Annotated in this window: 17 protein-coding genes and 1 tRNA gene; 6 read left to right on the top strand and 12 right to left on the bottom strand. The window is 63.1% G+C overall.

The window, feature by feature from the left end:
• Positions 1–88: 88 nt before the first annotated feature.
• Positions 89–469, bottom strand: coding sequence for a cupin domain-containing protein (locus GN330_RS05560; protein ID WP_156711626.1), 381 nt, complete (start codon positions 467–469; stop codon positions 89–91).
• A 250-nt stretch (positions 470–719) separates the two neighbouring features.
• On the opposite strand from GN330_RS05560, the gene GN330_RS05555 reads away from it, so the two are divergent.
• On the top strand, positions 720–2,048 hold the full coding sequence (locus GN330_RS05555; protein WP_156711625.1) for an amidohydrolase family protein: 1,329 nt from the start codon (positions 720–722) through the stop codon (positions 2,046–2,048).
• A 155-nt stretch (positions 2,049–2,203) separates the two neighbouring features.
• Here the strand turns inward: GN330_RS05555 and groL are convergent, their stop codons facing one another.
• Together groL and GN330_RS05545 are read right to left on the bottom strand one after the other, a co-directional pair.
• The gene (gene groL / locus GN330_RS05550; protein WP_156711624.1) at positions 2,204–3,829 is read right to left on the bottom strand and encodes a chaperonin GroEL; all 1,626 of its coding nucleotides are present in this window, start codon (positions 3,827–3,829) and stop codon (positions 2,204–2,206) included.
• 41 nt (positions 3,830–3,870) lie between these two features.
• Positions 3,871–4,185: a co-chaperone GroES gene (locus GN330_RS05545; protein WP_156711623.1), complete on the bottom strand. Its 315-nt coding sequence runs from the start codon at positions 4,183–4,185 to the stop codon at positions 3,871–3,873.
• Positions 4,186–4,478: 293 nt separating this feature from the next.
• Between GN330_RS05545 and htpG the strand changes: the two genes are divergently transcribed.
• A complete protein-coding gene (htpG, locus tag GN330_RS05540) occupies positions 4,479–6,389 on the top strand; it encodes a molecular chaperone HtpG (RefSeq protein WP_156711622.1) in 1,911 nt (636 codons plus the stop codon).
• A 31-nt stretch (positions 6,390–6,420) separates the two neighbouring features.
• On the opposite strand, the gene GN330_RS05535 is transcribed toward htpG, so the two are convergent.
• Positions 6,421–7,452 carry a histone deacetylase family protein gene (locus tag GN330_RS05535; RefSeq protein ID WP_156711621.1) on the bottom strand — a complete coding sequence of 344 codons (1,032 nt, stop codon included), beginning with the start codon at positions 7,450–7,452 and terminating at the stop codon, positions 6,421–6,423.
• A 94-nt stretch (positions 7,453–7,546) separates the two neighbouring features.
• Entirely contained in the window at positions 7,547–8,446 is a 900-nt protein-coding gene (locus tag GN330_RS05530) for a mechanosensitive ion channel family protein (protein WP_156711620.1), read from the bottom strand.
• A 399-nt stretch (positions 8,447–8,845) separates the two neighbouring features.
• Between GN330_RS05530 and GN330_RS23580 the strand changes: the two genes are divergently transcribed.
• The 3 genes from GN330_RS23580 (at position 8,846) to GN330_RS05525 (ending at position 14,093) form a co-directional block, all read left to right on the top strand.
• On the top strand, positions 8,846–8,998 hold the full coding sequence (locus GN330_RS23580) for a hypothetical protein (RefSeq protein ID WP_210252315.1): 153 nt from the start codon (positions 8,846–8,848) through the stop codon (positions 8,996–8,998).
• Positions 8,999–9,203: 205 nt separating this feature from the next.
• Positions 9,204–9,338, top strand: a complete 135-nt coding sequence (locus GN330_RS23945) for a hypothetical protein (RefSeq protein ID WP_281349363.1) — start codon at positions 9,204–9,206, stop codon at positions 9,336–9,338.
• Positions 9,339–10,256: 918 nt separating this feature from the next.
• A complete protein-coding gene (locus GN330_RS05525; protein WP_156711619.1) occupies positions 10,257–14,093 on the top strand; it encodes an Eco57I restriction-modification methylase domain-containing protein in 3,837 nt (1,278 codons plus the stop codon).
• A gap of 192 nt (positions 14,094–14,285) precedes the next feature.
• Here GN330_RS05525 and GN330_RS05520 read toward each other — a convergent pair whose 3' ends face one another.
• From GN330_RS05520 to GN330_RS05490, 7 genes are all read right to left on the bottom strand, one after another.
• Positions 14,286–15,395 carry a tyrosine-type recombinase/integrase gene (locus tag GN330_RS05520; protein ID WP_156711618.1) on the bottom strand — a complete coding sequence of 370 codons (1,110 nt, stop codon included), beginning with the start codon at positions 15,393–15,395 and terminating at the stop codon, positions 14,286–14,288.
• Between the two features lie 40 nt (positions 15,396–15,435).
• Entirely contained in the window at positions 15,436–15,876 is a 441-nt protein-coding gene (locus GN330_RS05515) for an excisionase family DNA-binding protein (protein WP_197435045.1), read from the bottom strand.
• Between the two features lie 2 nt (positions 15,877–15,878).
• Positions 15,879–16,085 (bottom strand): helix-turn-helix transcriptional regulator, encoded by a 207-nt coding sequence (locus GN330_RS05510; RefSeq protein ID WP_156711616.1) that lies wholly within the window; start codon positions 16,083–16,085, stop codon positions 15,879–15,881.
• A 92-nt stretch (positions 16,086–16,177) separates the two neighbouring features.
• Positions 16,178–17,086: a hypothetical protein gene (locus tag GN330_RS05505; protein WP_156711615.1), complete on the bottom strand. Its 909-nt coding sequence runs from the start codon at positions 17,084–17,086 to the stop codon at positions 16,178–16,180.
• A 93-nt stretch (positions 17,087–17,179) separates the two neighbouring features.
• A complete protein-coding gene (locus GN330_RS05500) occupies positions 17,180–18,373 on the bottom strand; it encodes a tyrosine-type recombinase/integrase (protein ID WP_156711614.1) in 1,194 nt (397 codons plus the stop codon).
• A 186-nt stretch (positions 18,374–18,559) separates the two neighbouring features.
• Positions 18,560–18,644: transfer RNA gene (locus GN330_RS05495), tRNA-Leu, on the bottom strand.
• A 208-nt stretch (positions 18,645–18,852) separates the two neighbouring features.
• Entirely contained in the window at positions 18,853–19,323 is a 471-nt protein-coding gene (locus tag GN330_RS05490; RefSeq protein WP_197435044.1) for a phasin family protein, read from the bottom strand.
• A gap of 212 nt (positions 19,324–19,535) precedes the next feature.
• Between GN330_RS05490 and GN330_RS05485 the strand changes: the two genes are divergently transcribed.
• A complete protein-coding gene (locus tag GN330_RS05485) occupies positions 19,536–20,834 on the top strand; it encodes a DUF445 domain-containing protein (RefSeq protein WP_156711612.1) in 1,299 nt (432 codons plus the stop codon).
• Positions 20,835–20,888: the final 54 nt, after the last annotated feature.

The raw sequence follows: 20,888 nt of genomic DNA, 5'->3' as shown, positions 1-20,888 counted from the left end.
ACCTCGGTCTGCTCGGCGCGCGCGGCACGGCGGGCACCATTCGGAAAGGAGGGGGTTCGAGTACGACGCGGTCGGTGCGGCCATCGTGTCAGCCTTCACCGCCGTCTTCCAGATCGACATAGCAGGCCGGCGTGAAGCGCGGCGTGCACAAACAATAAAACTCCAGGTCGTCGGGCCCGTCATTGGCGATGCGCTGCGCCGCGCCGGCGGCGATCAGCACCTGGTCGCCCGGACCGAGCCGCTGGCGGCGACCATCGATCTCGACCGTGCCGCGGCCCTTGCGCACAATGTAGCGCTCCGCCACCCCGTCGAGCCGGTGAAGCTGCGTCGTCACGCCCGGCGCCACGCGGGCGAGCGCCAGCGAGACGTCGGGCGACTTTTCCGAATTCAGCAATTCGGTGATGAAGCAGCGCTCGCCGGTGAAGACTTCCGATCCCGTCTCGCCCGCGATGAACCATTCCGGCCGCATGCCGTATCCTCGCACCGTTGCCGCTCCCGCTCGCTGTCTAGCATTTCTTTGACAATTGTCAATTTGATTGCTTTTTGTCAGGAACCGCTTCGCACGGATCGAAGCCGCGCTGCAGGACGCCGGCGAACCGCAGCCGCGCGGACACGTTCTTGCCGGCGGTTGACAGGCCGGGCCGCAGCCGGCTCTTGATTGGGGCGCCGCCGCATACTTGCCACGAGGTCGCGGGACGGGACGGATCAAGGGGGATCGGATGATCAAGGACGCCGTCGAGCTCGTAATCCGCAACGCGATCGTCATCACCGCCGACCGGGATCGCCGCGTGATTACGGATGGCGGTGTCGCGGTGTCGCAAGGCCGCATCGTCGCCGTGGGCACGGCGGCCGAGCTGGCGCCGTGGGAAAGCGGCGCGGCGCGGGTGCTCGACGCCTCCGGCATGATCCTGATGCCCGGCCTGATCAACACCCATTGCCATGCCGGCGACAGCCTGTTTCGCGGCCTGGTCGAGGATCTGCCGCTGGAAGCCTGGCTGCAAACGGTGTGGAAGGCCGAGGGCGCGATCCTCAATGCCGAAACATCCTATCTGGGCACGGTGCTCGGCTTTGCCGAACAGCTCCTGACCGGGGTCACCACGGTGATGGACATGTTCTGGTATCCGCACGAAACGGTGCGCGCGGCACGCGCGCTCGGCATGCGGGTGTCGACCGGCGGGATCTTCTTCGACCCGCCCGGCGTCAACGGCCACACGCCGGAGCGACGCATTGCCGAAGCCGAGCGGTTCTTCGCCGATTTTTCCGGGGCCGACGACGTATTTGCGGCAGTGATGCCGCACGGCGCCTACACGGTTTCGCCCGACACGCTCAAAGGCGCGCGCCGCATTACCGACAGCCATGGCGGGCTCTATTCCATCCATGCCGCCGAGACCCGGGCCGAGCAGGCCGACATTCAGGCGCGCTACGGGCGCTCCGTCATCCGTCATCTCGACGCGCACGGACTGCTCGACCAGCGCACCGTGCTGGCGCATTGCGTCCACCTCGACGACGAGGAGATCGCCATCGTGGCGCGCACCCGCGCCGTCGTCTCGCACAATCCGGTCTCCAACCTGAAGCTCGGCTCCGGCATTGCCCGCATTCCCGACATGCTGGCGGCCGGCGTGCGCGTCACGCTCGGCACCGACGGCGCGATCAGCGGCAACGATCTCGACATGTGGCTGGCGCTGCGGCTGGCGGCCATGCTGCACAAGGGCGCCAACGAAAAGGCCGATGCCGTCGCCACGCACCAGGCGCTCGACATGCTGACGCGCGACGCCGCCGACGCGCTCGGCGCGGGCGCGACGATCGGAAGTCTGGAAACGGGCAAGCTCGCCGACATGGTGCTGGTCGACGCCAGCCGCGCCCACGCCGTGCCGATGTTCGACCCCGTCACCCATCTGGTCTATTCGGCCGGCAAGTCGGATGTGCGCCACGTCTTTCTGGCCGGCGAGCAGGTCGTGGCCGACGGACGGCTGACCCGCGTCGATCTCGACGAGACGCTGGCTGCGGTGCGGGCGCTGACCCCGAAGATCGCGGCGAGCATCGCCTGATAGGCCGCGGGCCGTCAGCCGGCCGAGATGGCGCCACCGCCGTCACCTTTCGGCACCGTGCCGGACAGCCTTTTGCAGCCGCCGAACCGCGGCGTGGCTACAAAAGAGCCCGCCTCACACGCGGAGGCGGGCCCTGTCATAGCGAGAAAGCCGGATCAGAAATCCATGCCGCCGGGCATGGCCGGCGCGGCAGGCTCCTTTTTCGGCCTTTCGGCCACCATCGCCTCGGTGGTGACCAGCAGGCCGGCGACGGAGGCCGCATCCTGCAACGCGGTGCGCACCACCTTGACCGGGTCGATCACGCCCATCTTGAACATGTCGCCATACTCGCCGGTCTGGGCGTTCCAGCCATAGGAAAAGTCCGACTTCTCGCGCAGCTTGCCGACGATGATCGAGCCTTCCGCGCCGGCATTTTCGGCGATCTGGCGCACCGGCGTCTCGATCGCCCGACGGACGATGTCGATGCCGAAATTCTGGTCGGCATTGTCGCCGGAAAGCGCGTCGAGCGCCGATACCGCCCGCAGCAGCGCGACCCCGCCACCGGGCAGAACACCTTCCTCGACGGCCGCGCGGGTCGCGTGCATGGCGTCGTCGACGCGGTCCTTCTTCTCCTTGACCTCGACCTCTGTCGCACCGCCGACGCGAATGACGGCAACGCCGCCGGCGAGCTTGGCCAGGCGCTCCTGCAGCTTCTCGCGGTCGTAGTCCGAAGACGTCTCATCGATCTGCTGCTTGATCTGGGCGACGCGGGCCTGAATGTCGTCCTTCCTGCCGGAACCGTCGACAACCGTGGTGTTTTCCTTTTCCACCACCACCTTCTTGGCACGGCCGAGCATGTCGAGGGTCACGTTTTCGAGCTTGATGCCGAGATCTTCGGAGATCACCTGGCCGCCGGTGAGGATGGCGATGTCCTCGAGCATCGCCTTGCGGCGATCGCCGAAGCCCGGCGCCTTGACGGCCGCGACCTTCAGGCCGCCGCGCAGCTTGTTGACCACCAGGGTCGCCAGCGCCTCGCCTTCCACGTCCTCGGCAATAATCAGCAGCGGCTTCGACGACTGCACCACCGATTCCAGCACCGGAAGCATGGCCTGCAGGTTGCCAAGCTTCTTTTCGTGCAGGAGGATATAGGGCTCCTCAAGCTCGACGCGCATCTTGTCCTGGTTGGTGACGAAGTAGGGCGAGAGATAGCCGCGGTCGAACTGCATGCCTTCGACGACTTCGAGCTCGGTCTCGGCGGTCTTGGCTTCCTCGACCGTGATCACGCCCTCGTTGCCGACCTTCTGCATCGCCTCGGCCAGGAACCTGCCGATCTCGCTGTCGCCATTGGCCGAGATGGTGCCGACCTGGGCGATCTCGTCATTGTTGCCGATCTTGCGGGCCTTGGTCTTCAACCCGGCGACCAAGGCGTCGACGGCCTTGTCGATGCCGCGCTTGAGGTCCATCGGGTTCATGCCGGCGGCCACCGCCTTGGCGCCCTCGCGCACGATCGACTGGGCGAGAACCGTCGCGGTGGTGGTGCCGTCGCCGGCGATGTCGTTGGTCTTGGAGGCGACTTCGCGCACCATCTGCGCGCCCATATTCTCGAACTTGTCTTCAAGCTCGATTTCCTTGGCGACGGTGACGCCGTCCTTGGTGATGCGCGGCGCGCCGAACGACTTGTCGATGACGACGTTGCGGCCCTTGGGGCCGAGTGTCACCTTGACGGCATCGGCCAGAATATCGACGCCGCGCAGCATGCGTTCGCGCGCGTCGCGGGAAAACTTCACATCCTTGGCAGCCATTTCACGACTCCTTCAATAGTCTGATCTTCGACGCAACCGGTTCAGGCGGCCTTGCGGGCGGCCTGACCGGCCTCCAGCACGCCCATCACGTCGCTTTCCTTCATGATCAGGAGATCCTCGCCATCGAGCTTGATCTCCGTGCCGGACCACTTTCCGAACAGGATGCGGTCGCCGGCCCCAACGTCGAGCGGAACCAGTTTTCCGCTGTCGTCGCGCGCGCCGGGACCGACGGCGATCACCTCGCCTTCCTGCGGTTTTTCCCTGGCGTTGTCGGGGATGATGATGCCGCCTTTGGTCTTTTCATCGGCCTCCACGCGGCGGACCAGGATACGATCATGCAGGGGACGGAACGTCATGTGTTTTCCTCCATGGGACAAACAGATTTCGAGAGGTTCCTCAGCGGCGATTCTCTCGTATCGCCGTGGGAGCGACTCGGATTTCGGCATCGCCGGCGACGATTTGGTTGTCTGATTTTCCGCTTTCAAGAGCCCGCGGGAAAAAATTTGGCGCTCTTTCCCTCAGAGTGCTAAAGGCTTGCAGGAAAGCGGCAATTCACCAATATCCAGGCTCGGGCAGACCGGGCGCGATAGTCATGCGGCGTCGCGGCTTGCCGGTGACCGCCACGAGAAACCATCCGATGGACAGGACCATGACCGATACTTCTTCCGCACCCGTCGAACACCACGTCTTTGAGGCCGATGTCGCGCGTCTGCTCACGCTGATGGTGCATTCGGTCTATTCCGAGCGCGATGTGTTCCTGCGCGAGCTGATCTCCAACGCCGCCGATGCCTGCGAGAAGCTGCGCTACGAGGCGATTGCGGAACCGGCCCTGCTCGGCGACGACCCGCAGGCCCGCATCACGCTGGCGGCCGACCACGAAGGCGGCACGCTCAGCGTCAGCGACAACGGCATCGGCATGAGCCGGGACGATCTGGCCGAATCGCTGGGCACCATCGCCCGCTCCGGCACCAAGGCGTTCCTGGAACGCGTCACGGCGCAAGGCGGCGACAAAGGCCTCGACGGCGACCGTCTGATCGGCCAGTTCGGCATCGGCTTCTACTCGGCCTTCATGGTCGCCGACAGGGTCGAGGTGTTCTCGCGCCGCGCCGGCTCCGACGAGGCCTGGCGCTGGTCGTCGGACGGCAGCGGCAGTTACGAGATCGCGCCGGCCGCGCTCGAGGACGCACCCGCCCGCGGCACGCGGGTCGTGCTGACCCTCAAGGACGATGCCAAGAGCTTTGCCGAACGCGCCAAGCTGGAGCGGATCGTCAAGGCCCAGTCCGGCCACGTGCCGGTGCCGATCCTGATCGCGGAAAAGCCCGGCGCGGAGCCGGAAGCCATGACCGACGGCTCGGCGCTGTGGGCGAAGCCGAAAGCCGAGATCACGCCGGAGGACTATGCCGATTTCTATCGCGGCCTGTCGGGCCAGTATGACGAGCCGGCGCTGACGGTGCATTTCCGCGCCGAGGGCCGGCACGAATATTCGGCGCTCGCCTTCGTGCCGGGCGCGCGGCCGTTCGACCTGTTCGATCCCGACCGCAAGGGCCGCGTCAAGCTCTACGTCAAGCGTGTCTTCATCACCGACGATGCCGAGCTTTTACCGCGCTATCTGCGTTTCGTGCGCGGACTGGTCGACACGGCCGACCTGCCGCTCAACGTTTCGCGCGAAATGATCCAGGAAAGCCCGATCCTGGCCGCGATCCGCAAGGGCCTGACCAACAGGGTCCTGACCGGGCTGGAAAAGCTGGCCGAAAGCGAGCCGGACAAATTCGCCGCCGTGTGGCGCGATTTCGGCGGCGTCTTGAAGGAAGGCATCTACGAGGATTTCGAACGCCAGGAGCAATTGCTCGGCCTGGCGCGGTTCCGCACGACTGAAGCCGGCACCGACGACTGGCGCACGCTGAAGGACTATGTCGCGTCCATGAAGGACACCCAGCAGGCGATCTATTTCCTGGCCGGCGACGATCTGGACCGGCTCAGGACCTCGCCGCAGCTCGAGGGGTTCCGCGCCCGCGGTCTGGAGGTGCTGTTGCTGTGCGATCCGGTCGACAGTTTCTGGGCCGCCACCGCGCAGGGTTTTCAGGGCAAGCCGTTCCGCTCCGTCACCCAGGGCGCGGCGGATCTGGCCGATATCCCGCGCCTCGACGCCGCCGACGAAAACGACGCGGCGCCGGAAGCCGATGCCGCCACCGCCACGCTGATCGCCTTTGCCAAGACGGTGCTGGAAGAGGCCGTCTCCGACGTACGCGCCTCCGAGCGCCTGACCGAAAGCGCGGTCTGCCTGGTCGCGCCCGAGGGTGGGCCCGATCGCCAGCTCGAGCGTATCCTCAAGGGCGCCGGCCAGGCCGGCCAGGCGGCCAAGCCGGTGCTGGAAATCAATCCGCGCCACGCGCTGGTGAAGGCTCTCGCGGCTGCGTCAGCCGACACGGCGCTGCGCGAGGACGCCGTCAGGCTGCTTTACGACGAGGCGCTGATTCTCGACGGCGAGCGGGTCGGCGACGCGCGCGGCTTTTCCGAACGATTGGCGCGTGTGCTGCAACAGGCGCTCGGCGGCGCGTAGAAGATGCGCTCGCCGGAGAGCGCCTGCCCGCCTATGCGCCCTCGAAGCCGGTCAGAACGCCGACGGCGTTGACGCCGATCTCGGCAACCGCGTAGCCGCCCTCCATCACGAACAAGGTCGGCAGGCCGAGCCCGGCGATGCGCGCGCCAATTTGGGGATAATCGCCGGAGGTCAGCCTGAAAGCGCTGATCGGGTCGTTTTCGAACGTGTCGACGCCGAGCGACACGACCAGAATGTCGGGCGCGTAGGCGGCGACCTGAACGAGCGCGTCGTCGAGCGCGGCACTCCAGCCCTCCCAGCCGGTGCCGGCCGGTAGCGGATAGTTGAGGTTGAAGCCCTCGCCCGGTCCCGCGCCGCGCTCGTCGCGATGGCCGAGGAAATGGGGATATTCGGTCAGCGGATCGCCGTGCAGATTGACCATTTGCACGTCGGCGCGGACATAGAAGATCTCCTGCGTGCCGTTGCCGTGATGATAGTCGATGTCAAGGATCGTGACGCGCCCCGCGCCGCGATCGCGGAACCATTGCGCGGCGACGGCGGCGTTGTTGATGTAGCAGTAACCGCCCATCGTGGCGGTTCCGGCGTGATGGCCGGGCGGGCGGCAAAGCGCGAAGGCGGCCCGCTCGCCCGCCTCGACGAGACCGGCCGCCGTCAGCGCGGTGTCGAACGAGGACTTGATCGCCTCCCAGCTTCCCTCGACGAAGGTCGCGCCGCCGTCGAAGGAATAATACCCGAGCAGCGCCTCGACCGTCTTCGGCGGCACGTCGGCGCGCAAGCCGCGCACCGGCCACACGAACGGCATCGCCGGCGTCTCGTGCCCGGCATCGCGCCACATCGGCCAGGCCCGCGGCAGAAAATCGATATAGTCGGCATCGTGCACGCGCTTGGCGGTAGCGATGTCGTGCGCGACGGGTTCGAGCACCGGCCCGAGCGCCACCGCCTCGATGCGCTCGCGGATATGCCTGGCGCGCATCGGGTTTTCGAAGCCGGGCACGATCGCGCCGCCGACGAGCTCGGTTTGGCCCGCATGGCCGGCATGGCGCGGCGAAAAGACGGTTTTCATGAGCCCTCCGCAAACGATTCCGGCACCGACGCCGAAAACGCCGACTTGACCATGGAAGCCGGCGCCGGGGCAAGGCCGGGCGATGGCCGCTCCGTCAGTGCGGCGCGGGCGCGGCGGTCCGGCCCCGGCTGTCGGCGCTCACGCGCAGCCGGGTCTGCGGCGGACGCAGGCCGTTTTCGCGGATGGCGATATCGATCGAAGAAAGCACGGCGTCTCGACAATCGATGTCCTCGGCGAAACTGGGCACCCAGAACCGCACGGCGTAGCGAATGCCCTCGGCTTCGTAGGAGACGACACGGACATCGGGCGCGGGGGTCGTCTGGATGATTGAGGGTTTCGCCGCCGCCCGGGCGAGCATGGTTTTGGCGAGCGCGACCGGAACCTCGTGGTCAAGCAGGATTTGAACGTTCGTCCGGTAGTGCCGGCGCGGCGCGCTGTAGTTGGTCAGACGCTGGCGGGCGATCCGGCTGTTGGGCAGGATGGTGTAGGTATCGTCGCGGGTCAAAAGCCGCGTCGTACGCCAGCCGATCTCGACGATACGCCCGCGGATAGCGTCGTCGACCTCAACCCAGTCGCCAATCCGGTACGGCGCTTCGAGGCCGAGCGCTATGCCCGACAAGACGTCCGCCAGCACGTTGCGGATCGCGAAGCCGAGAACCGCCAGAACCAGGCCCGAGCCCGCCAACGCCCCACTCAGCGACTGGCCGAAAACAAGGATGATCGTCGCGATCGTCGCGGCGATAAAAAGCGCGACCGAAACCAGTTCGACCAGCAACTTGGGCACACGGCGCCGGCGCGAGCCGACATGTTCGAGCGCCAAGCCGATCAGGCGGCCGCCGAGCCAAGCGGCAGCGAAATAGCTCGCGGCGCCGGCAATCAGGCCGAGCGCCGCGGCGTCGATCTCAAGTTGCGCGACCTCGATCACCCGCCAATGCACGAGATAAACGACAACGCTGGCGATCAGGGCAAGGGCTGGCCAGGCGGCGCGGCGCATGCCGCCGCTCGCGATCACAACGGTTCCGTCCGGCGCGTTGTCGTGCGCGAATGGGCGCTCGCGCCGCCGATGCGATGCCAGCCGGCTTGCCCGCCTGCCCGATTGGCGCCCGACGATGAACGAAGAGGCCTGAAACACCAGGTGCAGCGAATGGCTGCACGTGGTGCGGCGCGATTGCAATGATCGCAGAATAACGTCCCGAAACGCATGGTCACGGTCCAACTCCCTATGCGCGCAGGTCAGCGCGCCAACACGGCAACGATGGTTAGCGTGGAAGACCCGGAAGGGACGCGATCGCGATCTTGATCAGGCCGACGCGAACCCATTCCGGGCTAAGACATGCGTCTTCCGGAATGGCCTGGGTTGGAGGTGGCGGGTTCGCTTGGACATGCTCCCTAGATGGCTATCAATTGGGGCAAATACAAGGAAGCGGGTATCCGGCACGGGCGGTTTGACTTTCCCGACGGGGCGGCCGATGCTGGCTCCGTCATGACTGGAATTCTTCTCCCCGCCGGGGTCTTTCGCACCGCCTACCGGCTCTCACGCCGGTAGCCCTGGTTCGCCACGCGCCTGAGGCTCGCCACGAGCCTCCGCGATCGGGCCAGGGTTTGTCTCGGCGCCCGAACGGCCCGGCCGATCCGGTTATGCCTCGGGCACTCGATCTCCCTATCATATCCGTCCGTCCGTCGGGCCGCGGCGTGTCCTTCGCGCAGCGTGGCGCGATGCGGACGCGGCATGCAGTGCAAAGGAACCGCACATGTCCAAGAAGAACCGCAGGGGCAACCGGGAAGCCAGAAAGCCCAAGCAGCCGAAACAGGCAACTGAGGCCGCGTCCTCGGTGGCCGAACTGGGCAGGGGGCACCAGCCCGGCAGGAGGCAGGCCGGCAAATAGCGCCGCGCCAGCTCCAGGCCCGCGCCACGCGGGCCTGGATCACCCTGCGCGCATCAACCATCGCCACGCGGCCACTCGTGTAAAGTCGGCGCGATCCCCCTGATGGGTTCCTACAGGGTGCGGGTACGATTTTCCTGGCAGGTGGAAGCCACTCGTCCTGCGATCGACGCCGCTCGAACAAACGGATTGTGCGGTCCGGCAGGGAAGAAGCGGCGGCGCGACGGGACTATCGGACGGGAACCGCAAGGCTGCGGCCCGATTCAGCGCGCTGTGGCCAGAAACATTGGGCGAAAAACCGTCCGGAAGGGATCGCGATGGATTATTGACCTGATCGACGAGCTGCGGGCTCCTGCCTGCACCCGTTTAAACAATTTCGAACAGGCTTGCGACTTCGCCGATGCGACGGTCGAACCCCGGCTCTAGAGAGCCTTGGTGCCAGGAGAGGCGTCAAACTAGCAGACTAATATTATGATATTTAAGGCAATTTGATCGTGTGATTTTCAGAATACCAACAAAAATACCAACAAACTGAGATCCACGCGGCAGGGACTACCTGCGCAAAAGAGCTGCGGCTTGGGCGCGGATTTTCAAGTTCGAAACACCGGTCTGCGCGGCGGCAGTGGCGAAACCGGCGCGGAGGCTGTTCGTGATTGACGAAACGGTTGAGGGCATCAAGGATGGAACCATTGCCGAATACTGATACGACCCCAAAACCGGCCACGCAAGCGACGAGATGCTGAACCGCGATGTGCGGGAAGGTGAGTTGTTCGCCCGAAACGCGGCGGGGACGTTGTTGTAGTTGGTCAACTGCTGACTGCCTTGCGTTAGGAAGGCATGACAGAAATAGTGCGGCGTGAGAGTAAGGAGGCTTTCTGTGCAGCTCCAAGTCGATGATTGTTTTTTCGGAGTTCATCGCCAATGAGCGATATTCATAATTCCTTTATTTCGAAATCCTTTTTGCGTTCCATATGGGCGCACGAATACGAGACCTTCAAGGACAGTCCAGAAGAAACTGACCTTATTGAACGGCTCCGGCGTTGGGCCGCGCGGGGAACTCAAAAAGAAACCACGGCACAGGCCGCGCTGCTAGAAGAATTTTTCCGCGCGACATGGGGTTACGTCCAGGCTGGTCAAGCAGGTGGTGAAGCGAACTACAACCTTTATCCTGCATTCCCGGTCGCAGGTGCCGGACAGCGGGGCGGTATGGGTGAGGCCGATGCTGCCCTCGGCTTCTTTACCTCGGAAGAAGCCTCGCCAGTCCCGCAGGTGCTTGTCGAATTCAAAGACATCAAGAGCGCCCTCGATGCCCCGCAGAAACGAAAAGGCAATTCCAGATCGCCGGTAAAGCAGGGCCTCGACTACTTATATGCCAGCAGAAGAGGAATGTTCGGCTATGAGCCTATCATTCCGACCTGGGCGATTGTCACCGACATGAATGAATTCCGCCTCTATTGGGCGGATCGGGGCGAGCGACAATTCATCAGCTTCGCAATCGAAAAGAAAGACCTGCTCCAACACGCTACCTTGTTGGATGACACCGACGAGGGCCGCTTCGACCGGTTCCTGTTCTCGCGCCTGTTCCACCGCGACACTTTGATCGTCAGCGGCACCAGTGGACGCGCTCAGCTGCTCTCTCTCATCCAGCAACAGCGGTTTCGCCAAAGCGAGCTGGAGAACCGCTTCTACGCTGAGTATCGCAGTTTCCGGGAACACCTCTACCGCACCCTGCTGGAGCACAACAGTCCGGACACGGACCGCTTCCCCGGCACCAATGGGCGGCTGGTTCGGATGGCTCAGAAAATCCTCGACCGGGCGATTTTTGTTTTCTTCTGCGAAGACATGGGCCGCGCCCTGGGCTTCCCGCCCCAACTGCTGCGCGACTACCTGATCCGGCAGGCTGACGATCAGTATTTCGATCCCAAAGGCGGGGAAATCTGGCAATGGCTGCGCCGCCTCTTTACGGCGATGAACGATGGACGCGCCTTTGGCGACCACCAGATTAACCAGTTCAACGGTGGCCTGTTCGCGCCCGATCCCAACCTCGAAAAGCTGCACATCCCCAACAGCATCTTCTGCGAGCGCGGGCAGGGCCAGAACGAGGCGAGCCTTGCCGCCAACAAGCTGACGCTGCTCTACCTGTCCGCGAACTACAACTATGCCTCCAGCTGGGGCGAGGGCGTGGTCAATGACGAACATGCCCCCTCTGCCAAGCGCGATCCGGACCGCAGCATCGGCCTATACACGCTCGGACGCATCTTCGAGCAGTCGATCACCGAGCTGGAAATCCTCGAAGCCGAGGAAGAAGGCCGTAAATCGGTCAACAAGGAAAGCAAGCGCAAGCGCGATGGCGTCTACTACACGCCCGAATGGGTGGTGGAACGCATCGTGGATGAAACTGTGGGCCGCCGCCTTGCCGATCTCAAGGCCGCCTGTGGCTGGCCTTCCGAGAAGCGGAACAAGCTGCCCACGCTTGAGGCCATTGACGCCTACGAGGCAGAGCTGCGCGACATCCGCATCGTCGATCCCGCCTGCGGTTCCGGTGCGTTCCTGATCACGACGCTCGTCTACCTGCTGGACGAGTGGAAGGCGCTCCGCGATCTGCGCCGTCAGCTTGGCCAGAAAATGGCCGAGGAAGACTGGACGGATGCCGCCGTGCGCGAAATCCTGCGCCGCAATCTCTACGGCGTGGACATCAACCCGGCCTCGGTCGAGATCACCAAGCTAGCGCTCTGGCTTCACACAGCGCGATCCGACAAACCGCTGTCGTCGCTCGACGACCACATCCGCGACGGCAACAGCCTGATCGGGCCGGAGTTCTTCAACGGCCTCGCGCCCTACAGCGAGGACGAGAAAGAGCGGATCAACGCCTTTGACTGGCAGGCCGCATTTCCCGGTGTGTTCGAGCGCGGCGGGTTCGACGCGGTGGTCGGTAACCCGCCCTATGTGAAACTCCAGAATTTCCGCAAGGTCCACGCCGACATGGCCGCGTTCCTGAAACGCGACCCGGAAGAGGGCGGAATCTATCACAGCACCCGGACCGGCAATTTCGACCTCTACCTGCCCTTCATCGAAAAGGGCATCCAGCTTCTGAATGACGATGGCCGTTTGGGCTACATCGCCCCGTCGGTCTGGCAGATGAACGAATACGGCGCGGGGCTGCGCGGGGTGGTTGAGGCTGGCCGTTACCTTTGGGGTTGGATCGACTTCGGCTCTCACCAGATTTTCGATGAGGCGACGGTCTACACCGCGCTCATGTTCTTCTCGAAGCGCCCCAATGACGAAGTGGCCGTGGTGCAGGCTCCGAACGGGGTTGTGGCCGAAAGCCCGTGGGAGGCCGACGACATCCGTTTGCCCTATGGCCAGCTCACCTTCGGCGACCGCTGGCTGCTGGTGACAGGGGGCGAGCGCGACCTGATCGACAAGCTGACGGGCAACGGAGTGCGGCTGGATGATCCGAGTGTAACGGCTGGCATTCATCAAGGATTGATCACGAGCGCGGATCACATCTACCACCTGAAGCGGCTGGGACCCAACCGCTACGAAGAGAAGCCGCCGAAGGGTTCAAAACGTGGGCGCGTGGTCGAAATCGAAGACGAGATCATGAAGCCGCTGGTTTCTGGAACAGAGGCGAGCCGCTATCTGACGCCGCAGACCGATACCTACCTGCTGTTCCCCTACAGTCTGAGCGGAAATCGCCCGAGTCTTATCCCGGCCAGCACCATGCGGACCCAATATCCGAATGCCTGGGCCTATCTCTCGGGACATGAAGAAGAGCTTCGTGCCCGTGAGAGTGGAAAATTCGATAGCGAGGAGTGGTATCAGTTCGGTCGCAGCCAGAATATCGGCAAACAGAATGTAGAGAAACTGATCGTGCCGAGATTGGTAACGCACATCAGCGCAACCGTCGATCCGACCGGAGAATATTACCTCGACAATGTCGATGTAGGCGGGGTGGGTGCGGCCCGCGACGTATCGCCTTGGTTCTTGGCGGCAGCAATCAACGCTTTGCCCGCGGACTTCGTATTTCGCCGGATATCCAAACCGTTCCGTGGCGAATTTCGGTCTGCCAACAAGCAATTTATCGCGCCGCTTCCCATCCCTGATTCCCCAGCCGATGATCGCGCCTCACTCGCGCAGGATGCCGAGCGGCTTCAGAATTTGTATGGTCAAAGACGGCAGGCTGTGGACGACATCGACCGCCGCATGGGGTCCGTCCGCATCCGGCCTCGCCCGGACGACTGGCTGTTCCCGGATCTGTCCGACCTGGACGAGTTGAAAGACGCAGCCCCCAAGCGCCTGATCGGCACCGACCGCCGCAAATGGGCCAAGGACCGTCTCGCCCGCGAGGTCGAAGCCCGCCAAGCCGCGCTGGAAGAGCACCTCAAACCCGGCGTGCCGCTATCCGCAGAACTGGAACGCGGCGAGCTGCGCTTCCTGATCGACGGTATCCCCGTCGTCACAGGGATCTTCCCGCCGCCCGAGCAGGCCCCGTTCATCCTCGCCCAATGGAAGGTTATGGCCAGCCGAACCGAGGTAACAGCCAACATGGCGGGCAAGAAGCTCGCGAGCGAGTTGAAGAAGGTGGCCCTGAGCGCGGACGATCACATCATGGCCGATGTGATCCGCCTGCAAGAAGAGATCGCCGCCGCCGAGACCGAGGTCGCAACGCTTGAAGCCCGGATCAACCAGACGATCTACCGCCTGCATCATCTAACCCCCGAAGAGATCGCCATGATCGATCCGGCGGTGCGGTAGGGAGGTGGCGATGCCGCGTCGCTCAATAACGGATGAAGAAATCGGCCTGATCAAGGCGATGCTGCGTCATAGGATGCGCAATCGCGATATGGGTTCTTTAACCTCGACGGCGTTCATGAGTTCTTTGGCTACCGCCAACAAGGAACACGTCGTGGCTACCGCTGACAATGAATGGTCTGCTTCCGGGCCAGATCAGACAGGATTTCCCGTAAGCAGCGCTACAGCCTTTGCCACGCTTTCGGGATCAATTGCAACTTTGACGCTGGAATCTCCGCCAACCTGCCGGGTGCGGAGCTGGTCGAAGATTTCCGCCTGGCGGTGGCTGGCCACCGCGCCGTAGCTGGTGAAGGTTGTCAGCACATGCTCATGACCAAGGTTCTGGCTCCAAGCCTTGAAGGCTTCCGGCGTGGAGCACAGCTTTTCGCCCAGCATGGCCAGCGTGTTGCGGAAGCTGTGGGGATTGGCATAGGGCAGGCCGGCGTGCGCGAAAGCCGCCTTGAAAATCCGCCGGATCGTGGCAGCGCCCTTCCAATGTTTCTGGTCCAGCCCGCCGGCCTCGAAGCCATTTTCGCCCAACGCGATCTTGGTCGCCGGGAAAAGCGGATCGTCTGGACCGAAGCCGCGCTCTTTTGTCAGGAAAGCAATCCAGTCGGCGACGATTTTCTCTATGTCGGCGCCCACCGGGAAGAACCAGGTCGTGAACGTCTTGCGGTTCTTGGTGCGGACCTCGCGCGCGTCCTGAAATACGGTGCGCCGGCCGAGATCGACGTGCTTCAACGACATTGAGGCAATGGCGTTGTCGCGCGCGCCGGAAAGCAACGCGAAACCGATCAAGGCCCGGTCGCGCCTTTCGATGTCGGTTGCGTCCGGCATGGCGGCAAGCACCTGACGGATATCCTCGACGCTGGCCACCGGCTTTTCCCGCACCGCCCTGGCGATGCGCTCGTCATTGGCAGACGGCCGGAAATACTCGGCGTCCGAATAGGTGAGTTTCGAGCGAAAGCCCGGTTGCCCAGCCAGCCACTCGAAGAAACCTTTAAGCGCCATCAGCCGCGACGAGACGGTCGCCTTGGCCAGCGGTTTGCCGGTTTTCGGGTTCGCGCGCTCGGCAAGGCTACGCTTGTATTTCTGCGCCTGCTCTATGCGGAATTTCCTGAAATCGCGCCAGCCGTTCGCCGCCTCGAACTCCGCAATAGCCGCAAGCGCCTGGTCGATGCTGGTGTCGGAGAGCTGCTTCGCATGCTTCAGAAATTCGACATAGCGGCGCTTGGTGCGCTCGTTCTCGGGATGGTGCTTTCGCATGGGTAACCAGGTCCTTTCTCAAGTGCTCATTGGTGGAGGGTTATCCGCCATCGTTTAGGCGTGGCTGGCGCTCCATGACTGCAACGTCGAGAATGCCCCGGATCGCCTCAAGCTGGCTGAACGACGTACGCCGGTGCATGAGATAGCCGCAGTCCGGGCAAAGCGCGCGGAGATTGCCTGAATGCGCGTTGATGGGCACAAATTCCGCTATGTTGCCGGCAGGCTGCCGTGCCTGGTGGCATTTGACGCAGTAGCAAGTGCCAGGCGGGCAGGCGATTTTCGGCCGCGCCCTGCGGGCCATGTAGTTGGCAAGATCTTCACCCAGGATCAGAAACGGCCTGCGGTCGCGGATTGCCGGCAAGTCGTTGTCAAGCCAGCGCCGCACCGTGCCCCTGGTCGCGCCGATGGTCCGCGCGGCCTCGTCCACGGTGTAGCTGTGGTGTCGCTTGATCCTGCGCGGGTCGAACCGGCGGACGGCCATATTCAGGTCGTCCCCGTTTCGATCAGCGCGCGAATGTCCTCGACGCGCCATGCCGTGATACGCGGGCCAAGCTTGACCGGTTTGGGGAAACGTCCGTCCTTGATGCCTGCCCACCAAGTCGACTTGCTAACCGGGATCGGGCCGTGGGGCGCAAGGATGGAAGCAAGCCGGATGAAGCCAGTTGCGGGAAGTTCGGTGAAGTTCGACATGATGCCGCCTCGTCGTGTTGGGTGTGAGGCGGTTCTAGCTAAGCCGATAGAGCTTTTGGCCGAGTTCGGTTTCGGCTTGACCGAATTCGGTTTCAGCGATCTTGTTCGGTTTCGTCTCCGGACAATAATTCCTTTGCCTCGGCGAGGTACTTGCGCACGGTGTCCTCGTCGAGCCGCAGGCCGATCAGGGAGAGATCGCTAGCGACTTCCTTCGCGGTAGGGTTGCGGCTTGCCTTTGGGTCGTAACTATAGCCCTTGATTGCCATCCCAAGGACAATCTTGAGGAGGCTGTCCCGTTCGCGGATGCCAAGATCAGCTGTTGTCGGTTCCGGTTTGGTTTCCGCAACTTCCAGCTTTGCAATTTTTGCCTTGAGATCAGCGACTATTGCCGCTTGCTGGTCATAGGCTGTTTTCCAATCTGCTACTTGATGCCCGTGCTCGCGAACTGCGGCCTCCAGCGCTTTCGGTACGGGAATGCGATTTCGTTTTGCCCACGCGATTGCAAACCCCGGTCGCGTCGCGCGTGATAGCTGCTTTTTCAGAACAGCTCTTGATACAAGCTCCCGCAAATCCAAGAACTCATTTGCGAATGTCGATAAATTTTTTGCCCTTTTAATCGATTCCATAGTTACTACTTTTGGATTTCGGGCAAGCAATAGAGCTGTAAATTCATCACCATACCAAGCGGCGGCCTTGCACCAATAGCTATATATCTTTTCATCGGCCATTGCGTGCGGTTTATTGAACGAAAATTGGCGCTCGTTTTCTTCCACCTTTTCCCGATCCGCTTTCGCTTGCCTTTCCGATAATTCATCATCGGACAGGGCTTTTAATTCCTCAAAATATCGAACTGCGGCCTCTTCTTGAATTGCCGTCTCTGGATTGTGGGTTAATAGCAGGGGCTGCTTTGTCTCAACCCAAGTACGTGTACCAACGGTTTGCGCTGGGTACTTTTCTCCCAACAACCGCCAAATAATATTTTCACGATCAAAGGCGTCCATGAGTGGACGTTAGCGAGATTCAAGCGAAACGCAAAAAACCGTTAACGTCGACCAACAGCTTGGTGAAACGAATTGTCACAACAGCATAGCATTCTAATCGATGGGATGGCGCATGGCTTCGATGTTGTCTGCCCACCATGCGGCCATTTTCATGCGCTCATCCCAATACGCCGCCCGATGATAGGCGCGACGAACTTCGTCCGCGCCGACATGTGCCAGTTCGGCCTCGATGGCGTCAGGAAGCCATTTGCCGCTTTCGTTCAATAGCGTTGAGGCGGTAGCTCGGAAGCCGTGCGCGGTGGCTTCGGCACTGGTGAAGCCCATTCGCCGCAACGCCGCGTTCAGCGTGTTTTCGCTCATCGGTCGTAGAGGCGATTGAATGGATGGAAGGATAAGTCTGCCATAACCGGTAAGTTTGTGCAGGTCGCCAAGAATGTCGACCGCTGGCGCCGGCAGAGGTTTTCTGTGCTCGCGCCGCATTTTCGTGCGTGTGACCGGTATCGTCCATACGCCGCCGTCGAGATCGAACTCGTTCCACTCGGCCTGCCGGAGTTCACCGGGGCGCGGGTAAAGCAACGCCATCAGTTGCAGAGCTGCGCGCGTTTCCGGCTTGCCTTCATAGCCCCAGATGGCACGCAGCAAACCGCCGAACGCCTTCTTTTCGGTCAGCGCAGCACGATGTGTAACGGTGGGCGCAGTCAGCGCGCCTTTCAGTCCGAATGTCGGATCATTCTCAGCCCTTGCGGTGGCAATGGCGTAACGAAACACCTGTCCGATGACTGCGCGTAACCGCCGCGCGGTTTCATAGTTTCCTTGCGCCTCGACCTTGCGCAGCGGCACCAAAATTTCTGCCGCGTTGATTTCGCTGATTGGGCGTCGGCCCAATTCGGCCTTAGCCATTCCCAGAAGCCACCGCTTCTTGGTCAACGTTGCAGCGGCTTTCCCTTCGCGTTCTGTCTTGGCGAGAAATTCGTCGGCGATGGCCGCGAAGGTGTTGGTACTCGCAATAAGCTTGTTGGTCTTTTCGACTTTCGCCTGTTGTGCCGGGTCTATGCCGCTTTCCAGCAGCTTTTTCGCGTCGGCTCTCTTCAGGCGCGCGTCGGCCAGCGACACGGCAGGATAGGCGCCAAGCGCCAGCGTCTTCTGTTTCCCGTCATACCGGTACGAAAGCCGCCACAATTTACCGCCGGCCGGGGACACGAACAGATGAAGCCCGCCGCCGTCGCTGCGCTTCACTGGGCTTGACGCCGGTCGCAGCCCTTTAATTTGGGTATCTGTCAGAGGCATTTGTTGGTATCTCGACCGAGCGAACGTTGGTCGTTTCGCCCAAGTACCAACAAAGATACCAACAAAATTGTCGGATGCCAACAAACGGCGTCGGACACGGTCGGGCTACAAGGCAACAAAAAAGCCCGGAAATCCGGGCTCTATTTGATGCTTCTGGATTTTGTCGGACGGCCTGAAACAGCAGTTTGGTGCCCAGGAGAGGACTCGAACCTCCACGCCTTGCGGCACACGGACCTGAACCGTGCGCGTCTACCAATTCCGCCACCTGGGCAGGTGCGCCGCCCCGTTTATGCGGGCGGCCTTGCCGTGTCAATCGGATATCGGCGCGTCATGGCGCGGTTTTTACCGCACTAGGCCGACGTCGCGATCGGCGCATGGCGTGCCGCGCGTTCATGCCGACAAAAAACCCCGCCGTGACAGCGGGGTTCGTCGTTGGCGCGACCCGGATCAAGGCCGGGCACGGCCAAATTCGATCAGTGTCAAGCGGCAACCTTGGCAATGCCGGCGCGGAACTGGGCCGCACTGTCGGACGCCGCCTTGCCGGCCGCTTCGCCGGCGGCGCGGAACCGCTCTACATTCGCCTTGGTGTTCTCGCGCAGGAACTCGGCCTGGATTTCCAAGGTCTCGCCGACGCTCTTGGCGCCGGTCAGCTTCTCGGCCGTGGCCAACGCATGCTGGAGATTGGCGAAACCGGCCTCGACAACGTCGCGGGCGGCGTTGACGGAGTGGCCGACAAAGGTCTCGGCCAGCTTTTCAGCCGAGGCGACGGCATCGCGGGCGCCAAGATGCGCCTGCTCGGCGTGCTCCTTGACCGAAACCGCGCCACGCTGCGCGAAGTCGCGCGCGGCGGCCGGAACGTCCATCTTGCCGTAAAGGCCTTCGAAGGCCTGGCGGAACTGGTCGAAATAGGCGGCGGTCTGGGTCTGGGCGGCGTTGGTCTTGCGGGTCATTTCTGTCTCCATTCTTTGCAAAAGCCATGGGCGCCCCGTCCCTCAGGCCCGGGGCATGGGCCTCATATAGGCCTGCTTATTGTGCATTGCAACATATTTTGTGCATTGCACAATAATCCGTTCACGACCCAGGCCCGTCCCGGCGGCGGTGGCAATGCGCCCGGCGGAAACCGATATGGATAAAGCCGCCCATGCCCGCCGAAGGACCTTCGATGGCCGATACCAGCTCATCCCCAACCGCCCCTCCCGCAGCGCCGGACCACGACGCCGAAAAGGAACGCGCGCTGAAACGGGTCAAGCGCGCGGCGACGCTGACGCTGTTAATGTGCATCGCACTTTTTCTCGGCGCGCGCCTGCTGGAGCCGCAAGCGCCGGGTCTGGTCTGGCTTGCCGCCTTCGCGGAAGCCGCCGCGATCGGCGGCATTGCCGACTGGTATGCGGTGGTCGCCCTGTTCCGCCGCCCGCTCGGGCTGCCGATCCCGCACACCGCAATCATACCGGCCAACCAGACCCGCATCGCCGACAATCTGGGCCGTTTCATCGAGGCGAATTTTTTGGCGCCGGCGCCGGTGCGCGCCAGGCTCGGCTCAGTCGATTTCGCCGCGCATGTGGCCGACTGGCTCTCCGACCGCAAGCGGGCGGACGGGCTGGCGCGGTTCATGACGCGCATGGTGCCGCAGACGCTGGACGCGCTCGAGGATTCCGGCCTGCCGCGTTTTCTCGCCAAGCGGGCGCGCGAGCGGATCGAAACGGTCGAGGTCGCGCCGCTGGCGGCGGGATTGCTGTCGGCTTTCGTCGCCGACCGGCGCCACCAAAAACTGTTCGACGAGCTGATCACCGCGCTCGGCCGGTTCCTGAACGACGAGGCCGCGCTGGCGGCGTTGCGCGACAAGATCCGCGCCGAACTGCCGACGCTGGCCCGTTATTTCCGCGCCGACGCCTATCTGCTGCACAAGATCGTCGCCGCCGCCGGTACGCTGCTCGACGAGGTGCGCGACGACCCTGACCACAAGCTCCGGCACGAATTCGACCGTTTCGCCGCCGACTTCGTCACCCAACTCGCCACGTCGCCGGCCTATGCCGCCCAGGCGGAGCGGCTGAAGCGGGAATTGCTGGCGCGGCCGGAATTGCGCAACCTCGCCGCCGATCTGTGGGCGGGCCTGCGCCGCTTCATGCTTACTGATGCCGGGGCGACGGACTCCGCCACCCGCCGGCATTTGACCCGGCTTTTGACCGATATCGGGCGCCAGCTCGCGCGCGACGAGGCGATCCGGGCCGACATGAACCAGGGTTTCGTCACCATGCTGGCCGGATTCATCGAGACGCAGAAAAGCGGCGTTTCGGCCTTCATCGCCGACCAGGTCAAGCGCTGGGACCTGGCCCAGCTCACCCGGCTGGTCGAGCTCAATATCGGCCGCGACCTGCAATATATCCGTTTCAACGGCATGATCGTCGGCGGCCTGGCCGGTCTGCTGCTTCACCTCGGCGAGCTGTTCGTGTTCGGCAATTGACGGCGCTGGCACATCGCCTAATCTGAAACGTGACGGGATCGCCGTCGCCAACGC

The organism is Nitratireductor arenosus (assembly GCF_009742725.1).
In the GTDB taxonomy this organism is placed as follows: Bacteria; Pseudomonadota; Alphaproteobacteria; order Rhizobiales; family Rhizobiaceae; genus Mangrovimarina; species Mangrovimarina arenosa.
This window is presented reverse-complemented; position numbering and strand designations above follow the sequence as displayed.

Excerpts from the sequence above, each read along its gene's own strand:
- GN330_RS05560 (WP_156711626.1), bottom strand. The coding sequence starts at position 469 with ATGCGGCCGGAATGGTTCATCGCGGGCGAGACGGGATCGGAAGTCTTC.
- GN330_RS05555 (WP_156711625.1), top strand. The coding sequence starts at position 720 with ATGATCAAGGACGCCGTCGAGCTCGTAATCCGCAACGCGATCGTCATC.
- groL (WP_156711624.1), bottom strand. The coding sequence starts at position 3,829 with ATGGCTGCCAAGGATGTGAAGTTTTCCCGCGACGCGCGCGAACGCATG.
- GN330_RS05545 (WP_156711623.1), bottom strand. The coding sequence starts at position 4,185 with ATGACGTTCCGTCCCCTGCATGATCGTATCCTGGTCCGCCGCGTGGAG.
- htpG (WP_156711622.1), top strand. The coding sequence starts at position 4,479 with ATGACCGATACTTCTTCCGCACCCGTCGAACACCACGTCTTTGAGGCC.
- GN330_RS05535 (WP_156711621.1), bottom strand. The coding sequence starts at position 7,452 with ATGAAAACCGTCTTTTCGCCGCGCCATGCCGGCCATGCGGGCCAAACC.
- GN330_RS05530 (WP_156711620.1), bottom strand. The coding sequence starts at position 8,446 with ATGCGCCGCGCCGCCTGGCCAGCCCTTGCCCTGATCGCCAGCGTTGTC.
- GN330_RS23580 (WP_210252315.1), top strand. The coding sequence starts at position 8,846 with ATGGCTATCAATTGGGGCAAATACAAGGAAGCGGGTATCCGGCACGGG.
- GN330_RS23945 (WP_281349363.1), top strand. The coding sequence starts at position 9,204 with ATGTCCAAGAAGAACCGCAGGGGCAACCGGGAAGCCAGAAAGCCCAAG.
- GN330_RS05525 (WP_156711619.1), top strand. The coding sequence starts at position 10,257 with ATGAGCGATATTCATAATTCCTTTATTTCGAAATCCTTTTTGCGTTCC.
- GN330_RS05520 (WP_156711618.1), bottom strand. The coding sequence starts at position 15,395 with ATGCGAAAGCACCATCCCGAGAACGAGCGCACCAAGCGCCGCTATGTC.
- GN330_RS05515 (WP_197435045.1), bottom strand. The coding sequence starts at position 15,876 with ATGGCCGTCCGCCGGTTCGACCCGCGCAGGATCAAGCGACACCACAGC.
- GN330_RS05510 (WP_156711616.1), bottom strand. The coding sequence starts at position 16,085 with ATGTCGAACTTCACCGAACTTCCCGCAACTGGCTTCATCCGGCTTGCT.
- GN330_RS05505 (WP_156711615.1), bottom strand. The coding sequence starts at position 17,086 with ATGGACGCCTTTGATCGTGAAAATATTATTTGGCGGTTGTTGGGAGAA.
- GN330_RS05500 (WP_156711614.1), bottom strand. The coding sequence starts at position 18,373 with ATGCCTCTGACAGATACCCAAATTAAAGGGCTGCGACCGGCGTCAAGC.
- GN330_RS05490 (WP_197435044.1), bottom strand. The coding sequence starts at position 19,323 with ATGACCCGCAAGACCAACGCCGCCCAGACCCAGACCGCCGCCTATTTC.
- GN330_RS05485 (WP_156711612.1), top strand. The coding sequence starts at position 19,536 with ATGGCCGATACCAGCTCATCCCCAACCGCCCCTCCCGCAGCGCCGGAC.